At 71.1% G+C, this 19,825-nt stretch carries 20 protein-coding genes; 8 read left to right on the forward strand and 12 right to left on the reverse strand.

Annotated elements, in window-relative coordinates; translation table 11 throughout:
* Nucleotides 1-40 precede the first annotated feature (40 nt).
* Complete coding sequence (folP, locus tag GA0070613_RS05895; RefSeq protein ID WP_089011367.1) at nucleotides 41-910, forward strand: dihydropteroate synthase; 870 nt, start codon at nucleotides 41-43, stop codon at nucleotides 908-910.
* Nucleotides 911-936: 26 nt separating this feature from the next.
* Here the strand turns inward: folP and ndhC are convergent, their stop codons facing one another.
* Nucleotides 937-1,314, reverse strand: coding sequence for an NADH-quinone oxidoreductase subunit A (gene ndhC / locus GA0070613_RS05900; RefSeq protein WP_089011368.1), 378 nt, complete (start codon nucleotides 1,312-1,314; stop codon nucleotides 937-939).
* Nucleotides 1,315-1,444: 130 nt separating this feature from the next.
* Between ndhC and GA0070613_RS05905 the strand changes: the two genes are divergently transcribed.
* The 3 genes from GA0070613_RS05905 to GA0070613_RS05915 all read left to right on the forward strand — a co-directional run bounded on the left by GA0070613_RS05905 (nucleotide 1,445) and on the right by GA0070613_RS05915 (nucleotide 6,059).
* Nucleotides 1,445-2,872 (forward strand): hypothetical protein, encoded by a 1,428-nt coding sequence (locus GA0070613_RS05905; RefSeq protein ID WP_089011369.1) that lies wholly within the window; start codon nucleotides 1,445-1,447, stop codon nucleotides 2,870-2,872.
* A 312-nt stretch (nucleotides 2,873-3,184) separates the two neighbouring features.
* Entirely contained in the window at nucleotides 3,185-5,032 is a 1,848-nt protein-coding gene (locus GA0070613_RS05910; RefSeq protein ID WP_089011370.1) for a 2-oxoacid:acceptor oxidoreductase subunit alpha, read from the forward strand.
* Nucleotides 5,025-6,059 carry a 2-oxoacid:ferredoxin oxidoreductase subunit beta gene (locus tag GA0070613_RS05915; RefSeq protein WP_089011371.1) on the forward strand — a complete coding sequence of 345 codons (1,035 nt, stop codon included), beginning with the start codon at nucleotides 5,025-5,027 and terminating at the stop codon, nucleotides 6,057-6,059. The genes GA0070613_RS05910 and GA0070613_RS05915 overlap by 8 nt, the downstream gene beginning before the upstream one ends.
* 68 nt (nucleotides 6,060-6,127) lie before the next feature.
* Here GA0070613_RS05915 and GA0070613_RS05920 read toward each other — a convergent pair whose 3' ends face one another.
* Entirely contained in the window at nucleotides 6,128-7,144 is a 1,017-nt protein-coding gene (locus GA0070613_RS05920) for a potassium channel family protein (protein WP_089011372.1), read from the reverse strand.
* A gap of 191 nt (nucleotides 7,145-7,335) precedes the next feature.
* Here GA0070613_RS05920 and GA0070613_RS05925 point away from each other — a divergent pair, with 191 nt between their 5' ends.
* Nucleotides 7,336-7,992: a helix-turn-helix domain-containing protein gene (locus GA0070613_RS05925; protein ID WP_089015784.1), complete on the forward strand. Its 657-nt coding sequence runs from the start codon at nucleotides 7,336-7,338 to the stop codon at nucleotides 7,990-7,992.
* 137 nt (nucleotides 7,993-8,129) lie between these two features.
* Entirely contained in the window at nucleotides 8,130-8,723 is a 594-nt protein-coding gene (locus GA0070613_RS05930; protein WP_089011373.1) for an ATP-dependent Clp protease proteolytic subunit, read from the forward strand.
* A 375-nt stretch (nucleotides 8,724-9,098) separates the two neighbouring features.
* On the opposite strand, the gene GA0070613_RS05935 is transcribed toward GA0070613_RS05930, so the two are convergent.
* On the reverse strand, nucleotides 9,099-9,452 hold the full coding sequence (locus GA0070613_RS05935) for a winged helix-turn-helix transcriptional regulator (protein WP_089011374.1): 354 nt from the start codon (nucleotides 9,450-9,452) through the stop codon (nucleotides 9,099-9,101).
* Between the two features lie 120 nt (nucleotides 9,453-9,572).
* Here GA0070613_RS05935 and GA0070613_RS05940 point away from each other — a divergent pair, with 120 nt between their 5' ends.
* Nucleotides 9,573-10,418 carry an SDR family oxidoreductase gene (locus tag GA0070613_RS05940; RefSeq protein ID WP_089011375.1) on the forward strand — a complete coding sequence of 282 codons (846 nt, stop codon included), beginning with the start codon at nucleotides 9,573-9,575 and terminating at the stop codon, nucleotides 10,416-10,418.
* Nucleotides 10,419-10,462: 44 nt separating this feature from the next.
* On the opposite strand, the gene GA0070613_RS05945 is transcribed toward GA0070613_RS05940, so the two are convergent.
* The 7 genes from GA0070613_RS05945 to GA0070613_RS05980 form a co-directional block, all read right to left on the reverse strand.
* Nucleotides 10,463-11,239: an HAD-IIB family hydrolase gene (locus GA0070613_RS05945; RefSeq protein ID WP_089011376.1), complete on the reverse strand. Its 777-nt coding sequence runs from the start codon at nucleotides 11,237-11,239 to the stop codon at nucleotides 10,463-10,465.
* Nucleotides 11,240-11,460: 221 nt separating this feature from the next.
* Nucleotides 11,461-12,744 carry an MFS transporter gene (locus GA0070613_RS05950; RefSeq protein ID WP_231929680.1) on the reverse strand — a complete coding sequence of 428 codons (1,284 nt, stop codon included), beginning with the start codon at nucleotides 12,742-12,744 and terminating at the stop codon, nucleotides 11,461-11,463.
* 224 nt (nucleotides 12,745-12,968) lie between these two features.
* On the reverse strand, nucleotides 12,969-13,379 hold the full coding sequence (locus GA0070613_RS05955; RefSeq protein WP_089011378.1) for a VOC family protein: 411 nt from the start codon (nucleotides 13,377-13,379) through the stop codon (nucleotides 12,969-12,971).
* A gap of 5 nt (nucleotides 13,380-13,384) precedes the next feature.
* Nucleotides 13,385-13,834, reverse strand: coding sequence for a helix-turn-helix transcriptional regulator (locus GA0070613_RS05960; protein ID WP_089011379.1), 450 nt, complete (start codon nucleotides 13,832-13,834; stop codon nucleotides 13,385-13,387).
* A 179-nt stretch (nucleotides 13,835-14,013) separates the two neighbouring features.
* Entirely contained in the window at nucleotides 14,014-16,398 is a 2,385-nt protein-coding gene (locus GA0070613_RS05965) for an ATP-binding cassette domain-containing protein (protein WP_231929681.1), read from the reverse strand.
* A gap of 260 nt (nucleotides 16,399-16,658) precedes the next feature.
* Nucleotides 16,659-17,015 (reverse strand): VOC family protein, encoded by a 357-nt coding sequence (locus GA0070613_RS05970; RefSeq protein WP_089011381.1) that lies wholly within the window; start codon nucleotides 17,013-17,015, stop codon nucleotides 16,659-16,661.
* Between the two features lie 617 nt (nucleotides 17,016-17,632).
* Nucleotides 17,633-18,420 (reverse strand): IS5 family transposase gene (locus GA0070613_RS05980; protein ID WP_197699092.1). Its coding sequence is split into 2 segments (ribosomal slippage): nucleotides 17,633-18,087 and nucleotides 18,087-18,420, totalling 789 coding nucleotides; the frame shifts between segments, so codons are not numbered across the junction.
* A gap of 103 nt (nucleotides 18,421-18,523) precedes the next feature.
* On the opposite strand from GA0070613_RS05980, the gene GA0070613_RS05985 reads away from it, so the two are divergent.
* Nucleotides 18,524-18,979 (forward strand): VOC family protein, encoded by a 456-nt coding sequence (locus GA0070613_RS05985; protein ID WP_269459044.1) that lies wholly within the window; start codon nucleotides 18,524-18,526, stop codon nucleotides 18,977-18,979.
* 61 nt (nucleotides 18,980-19,040) lie between these two features.
* On the opposite strand, the gene GA0070613_RS34150 is transcribed toward GA0070613_RS05985, so the two are convergent.
* Together GA0070613_RS34150 and GA0070613_RS33235 are read right to left on the reverse strand one after the other, a co-directional pair.
* Complete coding sequence (locus tag GA0070613_RS34150) at nucleotides 19,041-19,349, reverse strand: hypothetical protein (RefSeq protein WP_089011383.1); 309 nt, start codon at nucleotides 19,347-19,349, stop codon at nucleotides 19,041-19,043.
* On the reverse strand, nucleotides 19,346-19,762 hold the full coding sequence (locus GA0070613_RS33235) for a hypothetical protein (RefSeq protein ID WP_089011384.1): 417 nt from the start codon (nucleotides 19,760-19,762) through the stop codon (nucleotides 19,346-19,348). The genes GA0070613_RS34150 and GA0070613_RS33235 overlap by 4 nt, the downstream gene beginning before the upstream one ends.
* Between the last annotated feature and the right edge of the window lie 63 nt (nucleotides 19,763-19,825).

A 19,825-nucleotide genomic window follows, 5' to 3' on the forward strand; every position in this document is an offset into this window, starting at 1 on the left:
CGGCGGCACGGCCGACGGCGGGTGGAGACCAGGAGGCGGGATGGCCGGGGCGCTGCGGCTCGGTGGGCGGACGTTCGCCCCCGGGGAACTGGTGGTGATGGCGATCGTCAACCGCACGCCGGACTCGTTCTTCGACCGGGGCGCCACCTTCGCGGCGGACAGCGCGCTGCGCGCGGTGGAGCGCGCGGTCACCGAGGGCGCCGAGATCATCGACATCGGCGGGGTGAAGGCCGGACCGGGCGAGGGGGTCGACGCCGCCGAGGAGATCCGCCGGACGGTGGACACCATCGCCGCGGTCCGGGCCGCCTTCCCCGACGTGGTCATCTCGATCGACACCTGGCGGGCCGAGGTGGCGGTGGAGGCGGTGGCGGCCGGCGCCGACCTGCTGAACGACACCTGGTCGGGGGCGGATCCGGCGTTGGCCCGGGTCGCCGCGGCGACCGGCGCCGGGCTGGTCTGCTCGCACGCCGGCGGGCTCAGTCCGCGTACCCGGCCGCACCGGGCGGCCTTCGACGACGTGGTGGCCGACGTGGTCGCGACGGTGACCGGGCTCGCCGAGCGGGCGGTCGCCCTCGGCGTACGCCCCGACGGCATCCTGATCGACCCGGCGCACGACTTCGGCAAGAACACCCGGCACTCGCTGGAGATCACCCGGCGGCTCGCCGAGCTCTCCGGCACCGGCTGGCCGCTGCTGGTGGCCCTGTCGAACAAGGACTTCATCGGCGAGACGCTGGACCTGCCCGTGCCTGACAGGCTGGAGGGCACCCTGGCCGCGACCGCGGTCTCGGCGTGGCTGGGGGCCCGGGTGTTCCGCGCCCACCAGGTGCTCCAGACCCGTCGGGTGCTGGACATGGTCGCCTCGATCCGGGGCGACCGGCCGCCCACCCTGACCCGGCGCGGCCTGGCCTGACCGGTGGTCGGCCGGGCCGGCGGAGGTCAGGTCCAGCGCAGGATGTTCTTCCGCCAGGCGTAGAGGATGCCGAGCGCGACCACGGCGACGAAGACCCCCATCTCGACCACCGTGGTCACGCCGAACCCGGGCCGGTCGAAGACCAGTGCCCACGGGAAGAGGAAGACCGCCTCGACCGCGAAGAGCACGTAGAGGTACGCGTAGACGTAGTAGCGGATCTGCATCTGCGCCCAGTCGCCGCCGACCGGGTCGAGTCCGCACTCATAGCTGGCCCGCTTGCCCCAGGGATCGGCCGGACGGCCAGGACGTAACACCCGATTGGCCGAGAACGCCGTAACGAAGAAGAGGGCGCTGGCAAGCAGCAGGAGACCGAGCGTGGCGTACGAGCCGAGGTAACCGGTCACGGAGGACGAGCCTACCGTGCCCGTCGTCGAGGCGTATCGAACACGTTACGGATTTGTTTCCTTGCGGGACTAGTGCCCCTCGGCAACCATTACCGAATAATGAAACGTCACTGAGTGTCGCGGAGGACAAATGGCGAACCTGCCCGTACGCCCCGACCGGCGGGTGGTCCGGCGACGTACCTCCGCACTGCTGGCGGCCTCGACCGCGGTCGGCCTGGCGACCGCGACCGCGGTCGCGGTCGCTCCCGCGTGGGCGACCGCGTCACGGACAGCGACGGGCGTGGTCACCGCAGCCACCGATCCGGTGGGTGAGCCCGACACCGACCCGACCGACACCACTCCCCCGGTCGAACCGACCGTCACGGAGACCACGGCGCCACCGACCGAGAGCGCGCCGCCGGAGACCACCCCGCCGGCCCCGACGACCGAGCCCGTGCCGGACACCACCGCCCCGGAGAACCCGGTGCCGACCACCACGGCGCCCACCACCACCGCCCCGGCGCCGCCCCCGCCCGTCGTGCCGCCGGTGCAGCCGCCGGCTCCACCCGGCCCCGGCCAGCCGCCCGCCGGCCAGCTCGGGGTCCGGGTGACCACCGAGGATGTCTCGCTCACCTCGGCCTACTGGAACGCCGACAGCAGGGTGACGACGCTGCGGGTGACCGTCACGAACACCGGCAGGGTGCCGGAGCTGATCCGGCTCGGTTACCGGCTGCCGGCCGGGCTCACCGACGCGGGGACCACCGGGTGCGCGTCCGCCGGCGGCGGCAGCTACCGCTGCGGCGGGTGGACCGCCGCGCCCGGTGCCCGGTTCAGCAGTTCGATCCGGGTCCGGGTCGACGGGACGGCCTGGCGTTCGATGCCGCTCAGCGGGTCCGTCGGGGTGACCGCCACCGCCCCGGGCGTGGCCGGCGCGACGGCGGACAACGAGGGCTTCGCGGTGCTCTTCCCGCCCGGTCCGCCGGTGCCCGGCATCTCGCTCCGCGCCGACGAGGTGCTCTTCGACATCAGCGGCGCCCCGAGCGCCGTGGCCGTCCGCCTTGGCAACACCGGCCGGGTCGACGCCGCCGGTCGGGTCGAGGTGATCCTGCCGGACGGGGTGACCGCGTCGGGCCCGTCGGCCGGCTGCGTCCCGCTGGCGCCGACCCGGACGCGGTGCGACCTCGGCACGGTGCCCGCCGGGCGGACGGCGACCCTCCGGCTGCCGGTGACCGCCACGCCGGCGGCACAGCGCCAGGCTCCGCTGGCCGGCGCGGTCGTCGGCCGGCTCGACCCGCGCAGCGGCCCGCGCCGGCAGGTGCAGATGAGCTTCCGGATCACCGCCGCGGCGGCCCTGGCCACCCCGCCGGTCGCCACCCCCGCGCCGACCGGCTCCCAGGGCGTGCTCGCCGCCGCCGAGCAGGCCTCCGACGAGGGCGGCCTCAGCTCGGTGCAGCGGACGGCGATCACCCTGATCGCGGTCTCCGGGCTGCTGGTGGTGCTTGCCCTGGTGCTGGCCACCACCTCGCTGCGCCGGCGGATGAACGCGCCGCCGACCGACCCGACCACCGCCGCCGAGTGAACGCCGTCGGCCGGGGCTGCCCTCCCCGGCCGGCCAGCTCCCTAGCATGCGGTGATCTGAATTACGGGTGCCGGTACTAAACACCGCAAAGGCGGGCATACAGCGGGTCGATCGGGTCCCATACGTCGGACCTCCACCAAGGTGGCCCTAAGGGACCGACGTAGGCTCTGACGTGAGGAACACCTGCGGGCCGGAGCGCTTCGGGCGGTCAGCGGCAGCAGCGCGTCAAGGAGGTCACGTGGCCGGGCAAGGCGGGGTCACCAACATGTTCAGCCGCCCGTGCGACGGTGCTGAGCGAAGCGAGGTGCGGGCGTGACCAAGCAGATCCGTCAACTCGACCGGGTGGTCATCCGGTTCGCCGGCGACTCCGGCGACGGCATGCAGCTCACCGGCGACCGGTTCACCTCCGAGACGGCGCAGCTCGGCAACGACATCTCGACGTTGCCGAACTTCCCGGCCGAGATCCGGGCCCCCGCCGGCACCCTCCCGGGCGTGTCGAGCTTCCAGGTGCACTTCGCCGACTACGACATCCTGACCCCGGGCGACGCCCCGAACGTCCTGGTCGCGATGAATCCGGCGGCGCTCAAGGCCAACCTGGCCGACCTGCCGCGCGGCGCGGACATCATCGTCAACACCGACGAGTTCACCAAGCGCAACCTGGCCAAGGTGGGCTACCAGGTCAGTCCGCTGGACGACGACTCGCTCGCCGGCTACGTGGTGCACCCGGTGGCGCTGACCTCGATGACGGTCGGCGCGCTGGCCACGCATGAGGTGTCCAAGAAGGACGCCGAGCGGGCCAAGAACATGTTCGCCCTGGGCCTGCTGTCGTGGATGTACTCCCGGCCGTACGAGTCGACGCTGCGCTTCCTGGAGCGCAAGTTCGCCGCCCGGCCCGAGCTGGTCGCGGCGAACGTGGCCGCCTTCCGGGCCGGCTGGAACTTCGGCGAGACCACCGAGGACTTCTCGGTCCGGTACGAGGTGAAGCCGGCGAAGATGGTGGCGGGCACCTACCGGAACATCACCGGCAACGCCGCGCTCTCGCTCGGCCTGGTGGCCGCCGGGGTCCGCTCCGGGCTGCCGGTCTTCCTCGGGGCGTACCCGATCACCCCGGCCTCGGACATCCTGCACGAGCTGAGCAAGCACAAGCGGTTCGGCGTGATCACCATGCAGGCCGAGGACGAGATCGCCGCGGTGGGGGCCGCGCTCGGCGCGTCGTACGGCGGCTCGCTCGCCGTGACCACCACCAGCGGTCCCGGTGTGGCGCTGAAGAGCGAGACCATCTCCCTGGCGGTGGCGCTGGAGTTGCCGCTGGTCGTCGTCGACGTGCAGCGGGCCGGGCCGTCCACCGGCATGCCGACCAAGACCGAACAGGCCGACCTCAACATGGCGCTGTACGGCCGGCACGGCGAGGCCCCGGTCGCGGTGATCGCGCCCAGGTCGCCCGCCGACTGCTTCCACGCCGCCCTGGAGGCGGCCCGGATCGCGCTGACCTACCGCACCCCGGTGATCCTGCTGTCGGACAACTACGTCGCCAACGGCTCGGAGCCGTGGCTGCTGCCCGACGTGGAGTCCCTGCCCGACCTGCGGGTGGAGTTCGCCACCGCGCCCAACGGCGAGGACGGCACCACCTTCCTGCCGTACCTGCGCGACCCGGAGACCCTGGCCCGGCCGTGGGCCATCCCGGGCACGCCGGGGCTGGAGCACCGGATCGGCGGCCTGGAGAAGGCCGACAAGACCGGCGACATCTCGTACGACCCGGCGAACCACGACTTCATGGTGCGGACCCGGGCGGCCCGGATCGAGACGATCCCGGTGCCGGACATCGAGGTGGAGGACCCGGACGGCGACGCCCGGGTGCTGGTGCTCGGCTGGGGCTCGACGTACGGGCCGATCGGGGCGGCGTGCCGGGGCCTGCGGCAGCGCGGGCTCTCCATCGCCCAGGCGCACGTGCGCCACCTGGCCCCGATGCCGGCCAACCTCGGCGAGGTGCTGCGCTCGTACGACCGGGTCGTCATCCCCGAGATGAACCTCGGCCAGCTCGCCCACGTGATCCGGGCGAAGTACCTGGTCGACGCGATCGGCTACAACCAGGTCCGCGGCCTGCCGTTCACGGCCGCCGAGCTGGAGACGATGCTGGAAGAGGTCCTGAAGAATGTCTGAGCCCGTCGCCCTCAAGCTCACCGCCAAGGACTTCAAGTCCGACCAGGAGGTGCGCTGGTGCCCCGGCTGCGGCGACTACGCGATCCTGGCCGCCGTCCAGCAGTTCATGCCGGAGCTGAACATCCCCCGCGAGAACACCGTCTTCGTCTCCGGGATCGGCTGCTCGTCGCGCTTCCCGTACTACATGAACACGTACGGGATGCACTCGATCCACGGCCGTGCCCCGGCGATCGCCACCGGCCTGTCGGTGTCCCGGCCGGACCTGTCGGTCTGGGTGGTCACCGGTGACGGCGACGCGCTCTCCATCGGCGGCAACCACCTGATCCACGCGCTGCGCCGCAACGTCAACCTGAAGATCCTGCTGTTCAACAACCGGATCTACGGCCTGACCAAGGGGCAGTACTCGCCGACGTCGGAGGTCGGCAAGATCACCAAGTCGACCCCGGTCGGCTCGGCGGACGCCCCGTTCAACCCGCTGTCGCTGGCGCTCGGCGCGGAGGCCACCTTCGTCGGCCGCACCATCGACTCGGACCGCAAGCACCTCCAGTCGGTGCTGCGGGCCGCGGCGGAGCACCAGGGCTCGGCCTTCGTGGAGATCTACCAGAACTGCAACATCTTCAACGACGGCGCGTTCGACCAGCTCAAGGAGCCGGGCACCCGGGACGACTTCCTGATCCGGCTGGAGCACGGGCAGCCCGTCACGTTCGGCTCCGACGGGCAGTTCTGCGTCGTCCACCCGCCGGGCGGGTTCGGCCTCGAGGTGCGGGAGACCGCCTCGGTCCGCCCCGAGGAGATCGTCGTGCACGACGCCACGGTCAGCGACCCGGCGTACGCCTTCGCGCTGTCCCGGCTGCCCGGGCTGGACCTGCGCAACACCCCGATCGGCGTGTTCCGCTCGGTCAGCCGCCCGTCCTACGACAGCGCGGTGCAGGAGCAGGTCGCCACGGCGAAGGCGAAGGTCGCCGAGACCCCCGAGCAGCAGCTCACCGGCCTGCTCGCCAGCGGCGACACCTGGACGATCCTCTGACCCGCTGACGACACGACGAGAGAAGGAGGCCGCTCCCCGCCCGGGGAACGGCCTCCTTCTCTCGTTCGTCAGTGGGCGGAGGTGGCGGCCTGGGGGCGGTCGTCCCGGACGTGGACCAGCATGTCGCCGGTCTCGATCACCGCGGCGGCCCGGTCGTTCAGCGTGACCACCTTGCCCCGCCGGACCAGGGCGATGACCAGGGACTCCAGCTCACGCGGCGACCGACCCACCTCGTCGCGCTCGGCCGAGCGCATGGCCAGCGCCATGCCCTGCCCCGGGGTCAGCAGGTCCTCCACCACGTCGATCAGCGGCGGTGCGGAGGTGGAGAGGCCGAGCAGCCGGCCGGCGGTGGCCGAGGAGACGATCACGTGGTGCGCCCCGCTCTGCTTGAGCAGCGGCGCGTTCTCGGCCTCACGGACCGCCGCGATGATCCGGACCTGGCCGGCGGTGAGCTGCCGGACGGTCAGCGCCACCAGCACCGAGGCGTCGTCGCTGTCGGTCGCGATGATCACCGACTTGGCGGTCCGGATGTGCGCCTCCTCCAGCACCGACGAGCGGGTGGCCGAGCCCTCGATGGCTACCAGCCCGGCCGAGGTGGCCTGGCGCAGGGCCGGGCCGCTGCGTTCCACCACCACGATCCGGGACCGGTCCAGCCCGTTCTCCAGCAGGGCGGAGACGGCGCTGCGGCCCTTGGTGCCGTAGCCGCAGATGATGACGTGGTCCTTCACGGTCCTCCTCCACCGCGACAGGCGACGGCCGGTCCGGTACTGCTCGGTCAGGACTTCCAGGGTGGTGCCGACCAGGATGATCAGGAAGAGCACCCGGGCGGGGGTGACGAACAGGACGTTGACCAGGCGCGCCGAGGGCGCCGCCGGGGTGATGTCGCCGTACCCGGTGGTGGAGAGCGAGACCACCGCGTAGTAGAAGCAGTCGAGGAGCGTGAGCCCGTCCTCGTTGACGTCGCGGTAGCCGTCCCGGTCCAGGTAGACCGCGGCGACCACGGCGAGGACCAGGCCCAGGGCGGCGAGCAGGCGCAGACTGAGCGCGCTCAGCGGCCCCCGCCGTTGCGCGGGAAAATGGATCACCGTCGGTCCTGCCCCGCCACCGTCGCCTGCACGCCCACAACATAGCGGGTACGGCGTCCGCCGGCCCGCCGGGTGGCCGGCATCGATGTCCGGACGGACCGGGAGGGTGCCCGGCCCGGCCGGGCCACCCGTGACGTCGGCCAACGGGCATGATGGGGGTGTCCCGGGACGACGACCGCGAGGAGGCCCGCATGTCGTTGCTGCGACGGGTGATCGGCGGGGTGCTGCGCCGGGTGCGGCTGCGGCAGGGCCGCACGCTGCGCGAGGTCGCCCTGGCGGCCGGGGTGTCGCTGCCCTACCTCTCCGAGGTCGAACGCGGTCGCAAGGAGGCCTCCTCGGAGGTGCTGGCGGCGATCTGCCGGGCCCTCGAGATCAACCTCTCCGATCTGCTCGAGGAGGCCCGGGACGAGCTGCGCCGGGTCGAGCGGCGGGTCCCCGCCACGTCGGGGACGGGCCTGGCCCGGCTCGACCGCGTGCCGGCCGCCCGCCGCGACGCCGCCGGCCCCCGCCTGCGGATCGGCTTCCACCCCGACGGCGGGGTGCCCCACCTGGACGGGTCCTCCATCGACGCGACGCCGGGGGCGGGCGGGCGCGTCCCGTACGTCGGCGGTGCGACGCTCGGCGGGCACCTGTCGCAGATCGGCGGTCCGGCCGGGCCGCTGCTGCGAGCCGGCGGCGGACTGCCCGCCGGCGGCGCGACCGGGCACGTGGGGCCGACGGTCGGTGGGGCGGGCCTGCGGGTCCGGCTGATCGCCTCCGCCCCGGCCGGGCGCCCCCGCCCGCGGACCTCCGACGGGCTGGCCCGCAGGCGGGCCCGGGCGGGCCGACGGCGGCTGACCGCCGACTAGGCCGGCCCGGTTCTGCCCACGGCCGATCTGCCCGGGGCAGAATCGCTGGGCCACGGCGGCCGGGCCGCCGGAGGCTGGAGACCGCCGGTTCCCCGGGCGGTCCGTCGCCCGCCGGCGGCGCGGAGGGCGGTCGGATCATGGGGTACGGCGTGTGGATGCTGGACGGCGGACAGCCGTCCTTCGGTGACCAGGTGTTCGAGCGGCTGCTCCGCGAGCGGATCATCTTCCTCGGCACCGAGGTCACCGACGAGTCGGCGAACCAGATCTGCGCGCAGATCCTGCTGCTCGCCGCCGAGGACCCGAAGCGGGACATCTTCCTCTACATCAACTCACCCGGCGGCTCAGTCAGCGCCGGGATGGCCGTCTACGACACCATGCGCTACGTGAGGAACGACGTGGCCACCCTGGCGCTCGGGCTCGCCGGCTCGATGGGGCAGTTCCTGCTCTGCGCGGGAGCGGCCGGGAAGCGCTTCGCGCTCCCCCACTCGCGGATCATGATGCACCAGCCGTCCGGCGGGATGGGCGGCACCGCCTCGGACATCACCATCCAGGCGGAGAACATGCTGCACGTCAAGCGGACCATGCAGCAGCTGACCGCCGAGCACAGCGGGCGGACGCTGGACGAGATCCGGCGTGACTGGGACCGGGACCGCTGGTTCACCGCCGAGCAGGCCCGCGAGTACGGCCTGATCGACCGGGTGCTCAGCGGCGTGGAGCAGCTGCCCGGCTGACGGCCGGCGTCCCGTCGGCCGGCCCCGGGGCGGCCGGCGGGATGGCCCCGCCGGCCGCCGGTGGCGCGTCGGGTCAGGGCAGGTCGTTTGCAGAGCGGATGGTCGAGGCACCGGCCGTGGCCGGCGGCGGACACGCCCCCTCGATCGCGTCCGTCACCCGTTCCCCGGGCGGCCACGAAGCGCCGGTACTCGATATAGCCGGAGCCTATGGTGGGCGACGAGCGACCGCAGGGCGGAGCGGGCGCAGCGTATTCCGGTGGTTTTCTGTTACATCACCGGTACGCGCGCCCGCACGTCACAGTTAGCTGACCACCGGGCTGGTGCCGTACGAGCCGACGCTCGCAGTGCGCGCCAGACTGCGCCGGTTCCGGAACTTCAGCGGGCGTCGTAGCGGGCCCGGGCGGCCTCCACCTCGGCGAGGTGGGTGGTGGCCCACGCCTCCAGGCCGGCGACCAGGTCGAGCACACTGCGCCCCAGGTCGGTCAGCGCGTAGTCCACCCGGGGCGGGACGGTGGCGTGCACCGTCCGGGTGACCAGGCCGTCGCGCTCCAGGCCGCGCAGGGTCTGGGTGAGCATCTTCTGGCTGATCCCGTCGACCCGCTCGGCCAGCTCGCCGTAGCGCTTGTCGCCGTCGGCGAGGGCGAGGACCACGAGGAGGCTCCAGCGGTCGCCGATCCGGTCGATGACCTTCCGGCTGCCGCAGTTCCGGTTGAAGATATCCGGGTTCACGCCATTACTCTCTTTCGGTGCGTACCGAACTTCGAGGTGCCTACTCTCCAACGGGAAGTAAGCCTCCGGTGTTCCCGTTCCGGTGGGAAGAAGTTCTTGTCGCAACCACAGGGAGTTCCCATGTCCATCGTCGTCACCGGCGCCACCGGCCAGCTCGGCCGCCTGATCATCGAGTCGCTGCTCGCCCGGGGTGTACCGGCCGACCAGATCGTGGCGGTCGGCCGGGACACCGACCGCCTGGCCGACCTGGCCGGGCGCGGGGTGGTCACCCAGTTGGCCGACTACGACGACGCCGAGTCGCTGCAGGCCGCCTTCGCGGGCGCCGAGAAGCTGATGTTCGTCTCCGGCAGCGAGGTCGGCCGACGGGTGGTGCAGCACGGCAACGTCGTCACTGCCGCCAAGGAGGCCGGCGTCAAGCAGGTGGTCTACACCAGCATCGCGAAGGCGGACACCTCCAGCCTCGTGCTCGCCGCCGAGCACAAGGCGACCGAGCAGCTGATCAAGGACTCCGGCCTGCCGTACGTCTTCCTGCGCAACAGCTGGTACCTGGAGAACTACACCGCCCAGCTCCCGACGTACCTCCAGCACGGTGTCGCGGGCGCGGCGGATGACGGCCGGGTCAGCGCGGCCACCCGCGCCGACTACGCCGAGGCGGCCGCGGCGGTGCTCACCATCGAGGGCCACACCAACCAGGTGTACGAGCTGGGCGGCGCCCCCTTCACCCTGACCGACCTGGCCGCCGAGATCTCCCGGCAGACCGGCACCGCGGTCTCGTACCTCGACCTACCGGTCGACAAGTACACCGAGCTGCTGGTCGCGGCCGGCGTGCCCGAGGGGTACGCGGCCGTGCTGGCCGACGGCGACCGGGGTCTTGCCCAGGGCGACCTGGCGGTCGGGGACGACCTGGCGAGGCTGCTCGGCCGCACGCCGACGACGCTCGCCGAGGCGATCCGCGCCGCACTCTGACGCCAACGCCGCCGCCCCGGATCCGCCGGGGCGGCGGCCGGCGGTCAGGCGCGCTGCGCGCGCAGCTTGACCAGGTCGTCGACGAGGGCCTCGACGTAGTCGGCCGTCTCCTCCCACCGGGTGACGGGAACGCACTGGATGCCCATCGCCTTGACCGGGTAGTCGTTGCCGCCGTGGTCCAGCCGGTCACCGACGAAGAGCACGTTGTCGGTCTTCAGGTCGAGGCACTCCAGCAGCTTCCGCATGCCGTACGCCTTGTCCACGCCCTTGCGGGTGACGTCGATCGACGTCGAGCCGCCACCGCGTACCTCGAGGTCGGGCAGCAGCTCGGCGACGACGTCCCGGAGTCGCTTCTTCTTGTCGCCGTCCGGGTCCCAGCCGTACTTCTCCGCGGGCGGCGCGGACTGGCCCAGCGCGGAGAAGGTGATCTGGCTGCCCCGGTCCTCGATGACGTCGCCCCAGGTCTTCGTCTCCCAGAGGTCCAACGCCTTCGCGGACTCGGTCAGGACCTCGATCACCCGGGCCTTGTCCTCGGCGCTCAGGTCCTCCGCGTAGACCTGCCGCCAGTCCCCGTTCTGCCAGCGGTAGTAGCGGGTGCCGCAGGTGGGCATCAGGTGCAGCCGGACGCGCTGCTCCTCGTTGAGGTCGAGGTGCGCGAGCACCTGCGACTTGAACTGCTCGAACCGCCCGCCGGAGATGATGAGGACGTCGACCTCGGTGAGCAGGTGGCTGAGCAGTTCCGCCATGCGACGATCGATCTGGGACTTGGAGACTGCCAGGGTGTCGTCCAGGTCGAACGCCACTACTCGAAGATCGTTCATCAAGTACCACCATGTCGTCGCGGGCAGGCCAGGACTAGCAGGGTACCGACATTGCCAACCGGGGCCCGCGAGGCCCGTTCGTCACGCTCCGCGCTCTCCGACGGAGGGTAACAGCCGCCCGTCGGCCGGCACCCCGCGTTCCGCCAGGCTCGGACAGCCTGAGGTGCACCCAACCTGCCAGCACACGAACCCTCAACCTGTAGCTGACGGTCTCGGGGTGTTCATGCGAAGGTGCGGAGGGACGGCTGTCGAGCCCGTCCGGCATGACGTCGGCCCACCCCGAGGACCGCCGCGACCGATACCCCGAGCGCGATGGTCAGCAACGCGGACAGCAGCAGCGTGTACCGGCCACCGACCGCGGTGACGAGCGGGCCGCCCAGCAGCGTGCCCAGCGCGGTGGAAGGGATGGTGAGCGCGGTCCGGGTGGCGAGCACGCGGCTGAGCGCATCCGGCGGGCTGGTGCGCTGGAACAGCGCCGTGCAGATCGCGGTGAACGGGCCGTAGATCAGCCCACCGACGGCGAAGCCGATCAGTCCTGGTGCGACGAGGTCGGTCAGCCCCAGCGGCAGCAGCGCGGCTCCCCAGCCGACGATGATGCTCACCACCACCAGCCACAGCGAGCGGTGCCGGAGCAGGCCGGCACCGAGACCTCCCAGCGTCGCCCCGACGCCGAACGCGGCCCAGTACAGGCCCAGCAGGCCGGGCGAGCCATGGAGCTCCTGTGCAACATGGACAGGCAGGGCCACCTCGACCGGGCCGTAGAGGAAGAAGAAGACACAGGTCACCGCGAGCAGCCCGAGCAGCCGCGGCTGGCCCAGAATGACGCGCCCGCCCCCGGTCGCCGCCGCCGGCACGGGGCGGACGGCGGTGGCCCGCCGCGGCGAGGCCGTCCAGCAGGTCGCGGCGAGGACGGCGAAGCTCGCCGCATCGGCGCCGATCACCCAGCCGGGACCGACCAGCGCGGTCAGCCCGCCGGCCAGCGCCGGGCCCACCACGACCGCCGCCTGCGTGAACGTCGACAGGATCGCGTTGCCGCTCACCCGGTCCTCCTCCGGCAGCGACTCGGCGATGAGCGTGTACGCCCCGGCGCTGCCCCACGCGTGCAGCAGCGACGAGGTCGCGAGCAGCACCACGTACACCACCGGGTCGAGCAGCCCCGCCACCGCGAGCACCGCGATCGCGCCCAGCGCGACCGCCCGAAGCGTTGCGTCCACAGCGACCAGTCGTGCGCCGCGGAACCCGCGCACCAGCCGGGCGAGCATGGCCGCGCCGATGGTGGCCGGCAGCGCGTACGCCGCCACTGCCAGCCCGGTCCAGACACCAGCCTGGTCGGGTGGCGCGATCTGCACCGCGAGCCACGCCACCGCGACCAGGCTCATCCCGTCGCCGAGTGCCGAGACGAGCATCCCGGGCATGACCCGGCGTAGCATCGGCTGGCTCAGCACCCGGCCGAGGGACCCGATCCACGACCGGGTGCCGGACCCCGATCGGTCGTCGGTCAGCACAGATTGTCCGGCAGCCTGGTCCATGGCTGGCCCCTCTGTTCGTCACGTCGGCCGTGATCAACCGCGATCCCTCCCGGCGCGCCCGAGCGGGTCCGGAAACGGCCGCTGGTGGCAGGAGTATGCCGAGGGCGCAGCTTTGCGGCCGTAGAAGAACGATCCCGCGTACGCCCATTCCTTGAGCCGCGGGAACCGCGGGGCGAGGATGGCTGCGATCGCCGGACGGCTCAGCGCGGCTCGTTGATGCGGATCTGGTTGCCCGCGGGATCGCGAAAGGCACAGTCGCGAACGCCGTACGGCTGCTCGGTCGGCTCCTGGACGACCTCGGCGCCGCTGGCCTCCAGCCGCGCGAAGACGCCGTCGAGGTCCTTGGTGGCCAGGACGATGCTGGCGTAGGTGCCCTTGGCCATCATCTCGGCGATGGTGCGGCGCTCGTCGTCGGTGATGCCGGGGTCGGCGCCCGGCGGATGCAGCACGATGGACGTGCCGGGCTGGTCGGCGGGGCCGACCGTGATCCAGCGCATCCCGCCGTATCCGACGTCGTTGCGGACCTCGAAGCCGAGGGTGTCGCGATAGAAGGCCAGGGAGGCGTCCGGGTCGTTGTGCGGGAGGAAGGTGAAGTGAATGGTGAGGTCCATGCCGGTCAGGCTAGTTGCGGCTCCGTGACCCGCGCTTCTCGATTCCTGATCGGTCTGGTCACCTGTTTCGCCACGCACGACGGCATCCCCGCCGTCGCACGCCCCGCGTGGCGCCGGTAGACGCTGGGCGGCACACCGACCAGCTCGGTGAAGCGAGTGCTGAAGGTGCCCAGCGACGCGCAGCCGACCGCGAAACAGACCTCGGTGACGCTGAGGTCGCCACGGCGCAACAGCGCCATCGCCCGCTCGATGCGCCGCGTCATCAGATAGGCGTACGGCGACTCACCGTAGGCGAGCCGGAACTCGCGGCTGAGGTGCCCGGCCGACATGTTCACGCCGCGGGCGAGCGCCTCGATGTCCAGCGGCTGCGCGTACTCCCGGTCGATCCGGTCGCGGACGCGGCGCAGCCGCGCGAGGTCGCGCAGGTGCTGCGCCGCGGCGGGTCTGCTGGTCACCCGCCCGATCGTGCCACGTCGCACCGGAGTTGCCCAGCGCCGCTGACGTCCCACCCCACTCCGCGTCCGCTCTTGGCGCGCCCCTGCTCCCGCCTCATCAACTCCCGTCCCTGCCAGTCGAGTGGGACGAGTCGAAACAGATGAGAGAACTCGTCTCACGGTGTCCGCGAGGGCCTCGGTCAGGTGCCGACGTAGGCCGCGAGGTGCTTGCCGGTGAGGGTGGAGCGGGCGGCGACGAGGTCGGCGGGTGTGCCCTCGAAGACGATCCGGCCGCCGTCGTGGCCGGCGCCGGGGCCGAGGTCGATGATCCAGTCGGCGTGCGCCATGACCGCCTGGTGGTGCTCGATGACGATGACCGACTTGCCGGCGTCGACCAGCCGGTCGAGCAGGCCGAGCAGCTGTTCGACGTCGGCGAGGTGGAGGCCGGCGGTCGGCTCGTCCAGGACGTAGACGCCGCCCTTCTCGGCCATGCGCGTGGCCAGCTTGATCCGTTGCCGCTCACCGCCGGACAGCGTCGTGAGCGGCTGGCCGAGGGTGAGGTAGCCGAGCCCGACGTCGGCCAGGTGGGTGAGGATCTTGTGGGCGGCGGGCGTGCGGGCCTCACCGACGCCGAAGAACTCCTCGGCCTCGGCCACCGACATCGCGAGCACCTCGCTGATGTCACGGCCCCCGAACTTGTACTCGAGCACCTCGGCCTGGAACCGCTTCCCGTCGCACACCTCGCAGACGGTGGCCACCCCGGCCATCATCCCCAGGTCGGTGTAGATGACGCCGGCGCCGTTGCAGGCGGGGCAGGCACCCTCGGAGTTGGCGCTGAACAGCGCCGGCTTCACGCCGTTGGCCTTCGCGAACGCCTTGCGGATCGGGTCGAGCAGTCCCGTGTACGTCGCCGGGTTGCTCCGCCGGGAGCCGCGGATCGAGGTCTGGTCGACCGACACCACCCCGTCCCGCCCGGACACCGAGCCGTGGATCAGCGAGCTCTTGCCCGAGCCCGCCACCCCGGTCACCACGACCAGCACGCCGAGCGGGATGTCGACGTCGACGTCCCGCAGGTTGTGGGTGCCCGCCCCGCGCACCTCCAGCGTCCCCGACGGTGTCCGCACCGACGGCTTCAGGGACGCCCGGTCGTCCAGGTGCCGCCCGGTGAGCGTGTCACTGGCCCGCAGCCCCTCGACGGTGCCTTCGAACACCACCTCGCCGCCCTCGGTGCCGGCGCGCGGGCCGAGGTCGACGACGTGGTCGGCGATCGCGATCGCCTCCGGCTTGTGCTCCACGACCAGCACGGTGTTGCCCTTGTCGCGCAGCTGCAGCAGCAGGTCGTTCATCCGCTGGATGTCGTGGGGGTGCAGCCCGATCGTCGGCTCGTCGAAGACGTAGGTGACGTCGGTGAGCGACGACCCGAGGTGCCGGATCATCTTGGTGCGCTGCGCCTCGCCGCCCGACAGCGTGCCCGACGGCCGGTCGAGCGAGAGGTAGCCCAGCCCGATCTCGACGAACGAGTCGAGGGTGTGCCGCAGCGCCGTCAGCAGCGGCGCGACGGACGGTTCGGCCAGACCCCCCACCCACTCGGCAAGGTCGCTGATCTGCATCGCACAGGCGTCGGCGATGTTGATCCCGTCGATCTTCGACGATCGAGCCTCCTCGCTGAGCCGGGTGCCTCCGCAGTCGGGGCAGGTGGTGAACGTCACCGCCCGCTCCACGAAGGCGCGGATGTGGGGCTGCAGCGAGTCGACGTCCTTGGACAGCATCGACTTCTGGATCCTCGGGATCAGTCCCTCGTAGGTCAAGTTGATGCCGTCGACCTTGATCTTGGTCGGCTCCTTGTAGAGCAGATCGTGCAGCTGCTTCTTGGTGAACTTGCGGATCGGCTTGTCCGGGTCGAAAAAGCCGCAGCCGGTGAAGATGCGGCCGTACCAGCCGTCCATGCTGTAGCCGGGGATCGTGAGCGCACCCTCGTTGAGCGACTTGCTGTCGTCGTACAGCTGGGACAGGTCGATGTCGTTGACCGAGCCCCGACCCTCGCAGCGCGGGCACATGCCGCCGGTGATGCTGAAGCTGCGACGCTCCTTCACGGCCCGTCCGGCGCGCTCCAGGGTGACTGCACCCGCGCCACTGATCGAGGCGACGTTGAAGGAGAACGCCTGGGGCGAGCCGATGTGCGGCTTCCCGAGCCGGCTGAAGAGGATGCGCAGCATCGCGTTGGCGTCGGTGGCGGTGCCGACCGTGGAGCGGGGGTCGGTGCCCATCCGCTCCTGGTCCACGATGATCGCGGTCGTCAGCCCGTCGAGCACGTCGACCTCGGGCCGGGCCAGCGTCGGCATGAAGCCCTGCACGAAGGCGCTGTACGTCTCGTTGATCATCCGCTGCGACTCAGCGGCGATCGTGGCGAACACCAGCGAGCTCTTGCCCGAGCCGGAGACGCCAGTGAACACCGTCAGCCGGCGCTTCGGGAGCTCGACGCTGACATCCTTGAGGTTGTTCACGCGCGCGCCGTGCACGCGGATCAGATCGTGGCTGTCGGCAACGTGCTGCGCAGGCGACTGCGTGTCCATCCTCGTGGCCATGCTCAATTGTGTCTCCATCTGTTGGCGGGGCCGCCTTCGCGGTCTCCGTCGCGTCCCTGGCTTCGATCTGACCAGCTTCGAGCAGTACGTCAGGTTCTCCTTCGTTTCGGCCCGCGGAGCCTCAGGGCCCGGCCACGCGGCCTGCCCGCCGGACCTCGACTTCGCCCTCGATCATGGACACGTCGCGGGTGTGGCCCAGTCGTGGGTGAGCCGATGCTCAGTGTCGCGACGACGCTGGGGGCGGGAGCGAGGGTCGGCACTCATCGGTCCTGAAGCAGCCCGAGGACGTTGCCATCGGGGTCGGTGACGGTGGCCACCAGGCGGCCGCCACCGACGTCGTGCGCGGGCTCCTTCACGGTGGCACCCGCGGCGGACACCTCGGCCAGTTTCGCCTCGATGTCCGGCACGTGCCAGTAGGCCACCGGCGAGGTCATGCCCTGCGGTCCACCGCCCGGCACCAGCCCGATGTGCTGGCCCGCGGCCTCGAAGCCGACGTAGTAGGGCTCGTCGGTCTGCGGCGGTACGCCGAGCAGGGCGGCGTACACCTTCTTGGCCGTCGCCAGGTCGGAAACGGGATGCAGCACGGTCTTGATTCCCTGGCTGGAAGAGCCGGTCATGGTCACTCCTGAAGTCGTGGTTCTGGTCGGGATTGTGTGGCTCGAAGACGAACGGGAAGCCGGAATCGACCGCCCGATCCCCCGGCGGTCACGCTAGCTGCGGCTCGGGGGTCCGCGCTTCTCGATTCCTGATCGGTCTGGTCACCTGTTTCGCCACGCACGACGGCCGGCCGACATGTTCACGCCGCGGGCGACGGCCTGGCGACGGCCTGGACCTGGTCCTCGTCGAGCACGCGCGAAGGCAGCTCCCCATGTCCTCCGACCCCTCGCTTGTAAGTTCTGAGCGCCTCGTCCAGCGGCGTCCGTGCGCATCCGCCACCTCGGGCAACTGTCCGCGCCCGGCCGCTGGCCGCAGTCCTCGTCCGGCTCTATTGCCGTCAGCGTTGCTGTCGGCGGCGGTCAAATAATCGCGACGTGCTCAGCTACATCCGTCCGTGATCTTCATGGCTGGGCTGCCGCTTGCCGTCGTGAGTGGCAGTTGCGGGCGCGGGCCTGGCCACCGCGGGCGGGAGCGGGAACAATAAGCACCACCATGCGGTACTTGATCACGTCTAGGGCGATCAGCAGAGGGCAAGGACAACGATGGACCTTGGCATTAAGAACTCCTAACAGAATGATCATCTGAAGAGTCTGCGGTAGCAGATGATCGCGCAGGCCAGACTCATGAACGCTTCGTGGATGTCGTCGCGGATCTCCCACCGCACGCGCAGCCGGCGGAACCAGTGCAGCAGTGCGATGGTTTGTTCGACGACCCACCGGTGCACGCCCAGGCCGGAGCCGTGTTCGGTGCCGCGGCGGGCGATGTGTGGGGTGATCCCCTTGGCCCGGACGGCGCGGCGGTGGGTGTCGTAGTCGTAGCCGCGGTCGGCGTAGAGCCGGTCGGGTCGGCGGCGGGGCCGTCCGCGTCTGCCGCGCACGGGTGGGATGGCCTCGATGAGAGTGTGTAGTTGGGTGACGTCGTGCCGGTTGCCGCCGGTGAGGCTGACGGCCAGCGGGATGCCCGCGCCTTCGGTGATCACATGGTGTTTCGAGCCGGTCCTGGCGCGGTCGACCGGGCTCGGACCGGTTTTGGGCCACCCTTGAGCGCCCGTACGTGGGATGCGTCGATCACCGCCTTGGACCAGTCGAGCTTGCCGGCGGCGTGCAACTCGGCGAGCAGGACCTCGTGCAGACGCTGCCACACGCCGGCGGCGTGCCACTCGGCCAGGCGCCGCCAGCACGTCATGCCTGAGCCGAACCCGAGTTCCTGAGGCAGAAACTCCCACGGGATCGCCGTGTAGAGCACGAACAGGATCCCGCACAGCACCTGCCGATCCGGGATCCGCCTACGGCCGGGATAACGCTGTCGTCGCTCGATCTGGGGCAGCAACGGCTCGACGCGCTGCCACAGCCCGTCCGACACGATCCACGGCGGCTGCTCACCTCGCCTCACGACCGAGCACTGTAGTTGATCGTCTACGAGGGACAGAAGACCTCTAGATCATTCTGTTAGGAGTTCTAAGCGGATCCTGCAGGTCAAGATTCCCGTATCAGACCTGTCGCGCAGCGTCACCTGGTACTGCCGGGCGTTCGGGCTGCGCCTCGGCTGGGAGTTCTGCGAAACCGGCGTGGTGCGCGGTGCCGTCCTAACCGACGAGCACGAGCGCTTCCTCCTCGGTCTGCGTCACCGTGAAGTGATTCCCGGCCAGCCCGAGTTTCCTGGCTTCGACCTGTTCAGCTTCGGCGTCGCCTCCGTGGAGGCAATGCATAACCTGATACATCACTTCGACGAACTCGGGATCACCCACGAACCGCTTTTCGATCGCGGGCCTGGAGGCGGTGTCCAGCTCGACGTGCCGGACCCCGATGGCACCATCATCCGATTGCTGTCACCGTTCGGTGAGCATCCGCCATTCATGGGAGTCGAGTTCCCCGCCGACGGATCGCCAACCTTCTACGACACTCCACGGTTACCCAATGCCTAGCTAGGGCAGGCACTTCGTCCCGAACTCTCGGCGAGCAGGTCGGGTCACGCTTGCTGCGAGGTCAGACGGCCTGCTGACGTCGGTCTCGGCTCGGTTCGGCTGGCACGGTTGCTGTACTTCGCTGCTGTACTGCTTGCTTCGTCCGGTTAGCTTCCCGTGTCCAGCCGAGGAACCGGCGGTGCAGCGCGCCGGCCGGCATCCAGGCCATGTCTTCGGCCGCCTGGACGAGGTAGGAGCCGAGGTAGAGGGCCAACGACACGGGGGCGTCTGCGTACTCCGCCCGCAGCTCCCGCTTCCGGGTTGGGCAGGGCCAGGGCAGGTCGCAGCCTCCGCAGCTCCAGATCGGCATGACCGGGCCGTGAGTGGTCACCGCACACCACCCAGGAACCGGGCGGTGATCGTTCGGGCCTGCCGGCTGGTCGCCCAATCCACCTGCCAGCACGGGTACGGAGCCAACCGCGACCACCAAGCGTGGCAGCCGGCGCACATGCCGTCGAGCCCTCGGACGTGAACCGCGAGGATCGCCTGCTCCTGCCAGTCGTTCACAGCTCCCCCTCCCCCGGCCAGTGGCCACGATTGATCGGAATCCGTTGCCGGGCGCGGCATGGCAGCTCGGCTCCGCACCGGCAGACCTGTCGCCACCGCCGCCAGCACCAGACCGGCCGATGCCGCCGCGCGAGGGTCATCGCGGTGGCGAGCAGGTACTCCTCGTACGAGACACGCCGCACCGGATCTCCCCTCGGCATCGTCGACGGCACGGCGGCCTGGCCCGTAGCTGGTCATCCGACCACCGCACCCGCCTGGGCCAACATATATACGTAGGACTGTAGATACAATAACCTGTAG

Origin of the sequence: Micromonospora inositola (genome assembly GCF_900090285.1) — a bacterium.
Taxonomy (GTDB): domain Bacteria; phylum Actinomycetota; class Actinomycetes; order Mycobacteriales; family Micromonosporaceae; genus Micromonospora; species Micromonospora inositola.

Bases quoted from the DNA above. Each gene is read 5' to 3' on its own strand.
- GA0070613_RS05970 (WP_089011381.1), bottom strand. From the start codon at position 17,015: ATGACCGGCTCTTCCAGCCAGGGAATCAAGACCGTGCTGCATCCCGTT.
- GA0070613_RS05930 (WP_089011373.1), top strand. From the start codon at position 8,130: ATGGGGTACGGCGTGTGGATGCTGGACGGCGGACAGCCGTCCTTCGGT.
- GA0070613_RS33235 (WP_089011384.1), bottom strand. From the start codon at position 19,762: ATGACCAGCTACGGGCCAGGCCGCCGTGCCGTCGACGATGCCGAGGGG.
- GA0070613_RS05925 (WP_089015784.1), top strand. From the start codon at position 7,336: ATGTCGTTGCTGCGACGGGTGATCGGCGGGGTGCTGCGCCGGGTGCGG.
- GA0070613_RS05965 (WP_231929681.1), bottom strand. From the start codon at position 16,398: ATGGCCACGAGGATGGACACGCAGTCGCCTGCGCAGCACGTTGCCGAC.
- GA0070613_RS05915 (WP_089011371.1), top strand. From the start codon at position 5,025: ATGTCTGAGCCCGTCGCCCTCAAGCTCACCGCCAAGGACTTCAAGTCC.
- GA0070613_RS05945 (WP_089011376.1), bottom strand. From the start codon at position 11,239: ATGAACGATCTTCGAGTAGTGGCGTTCGACCTGGACGACACCCTGGCA.
- GA0070613_RS05905 (WP_089011369.1), top strand. From the start codon at position 1,445: ATGGCGAACCTGCCCGTACGCCCCGACCGGCGGGTGGTCCGGCGACGT.
- GA0070613_RS05940 (WP_089011375.1), top strand. From the start codon at position 9,573: ATGTCCATCGTCGTCACCGGCGCCACCGGCCAGCTCGGCCGCCTGATC.
- GA0070613_RS05955 (WP_089011378.1), bottom strand. From the start codon at position 13,379: ATGGACCTCACCATTCACTTCACCTTCCTCCCGCACAACGACCCGGAC.
- folP (WP_089011367.1), top strand. From the start codon at position 41: ATGGCCGGGGCGCTGCGGCTCGGTGGGCGGACGTTCGCCCCCGGGGAA.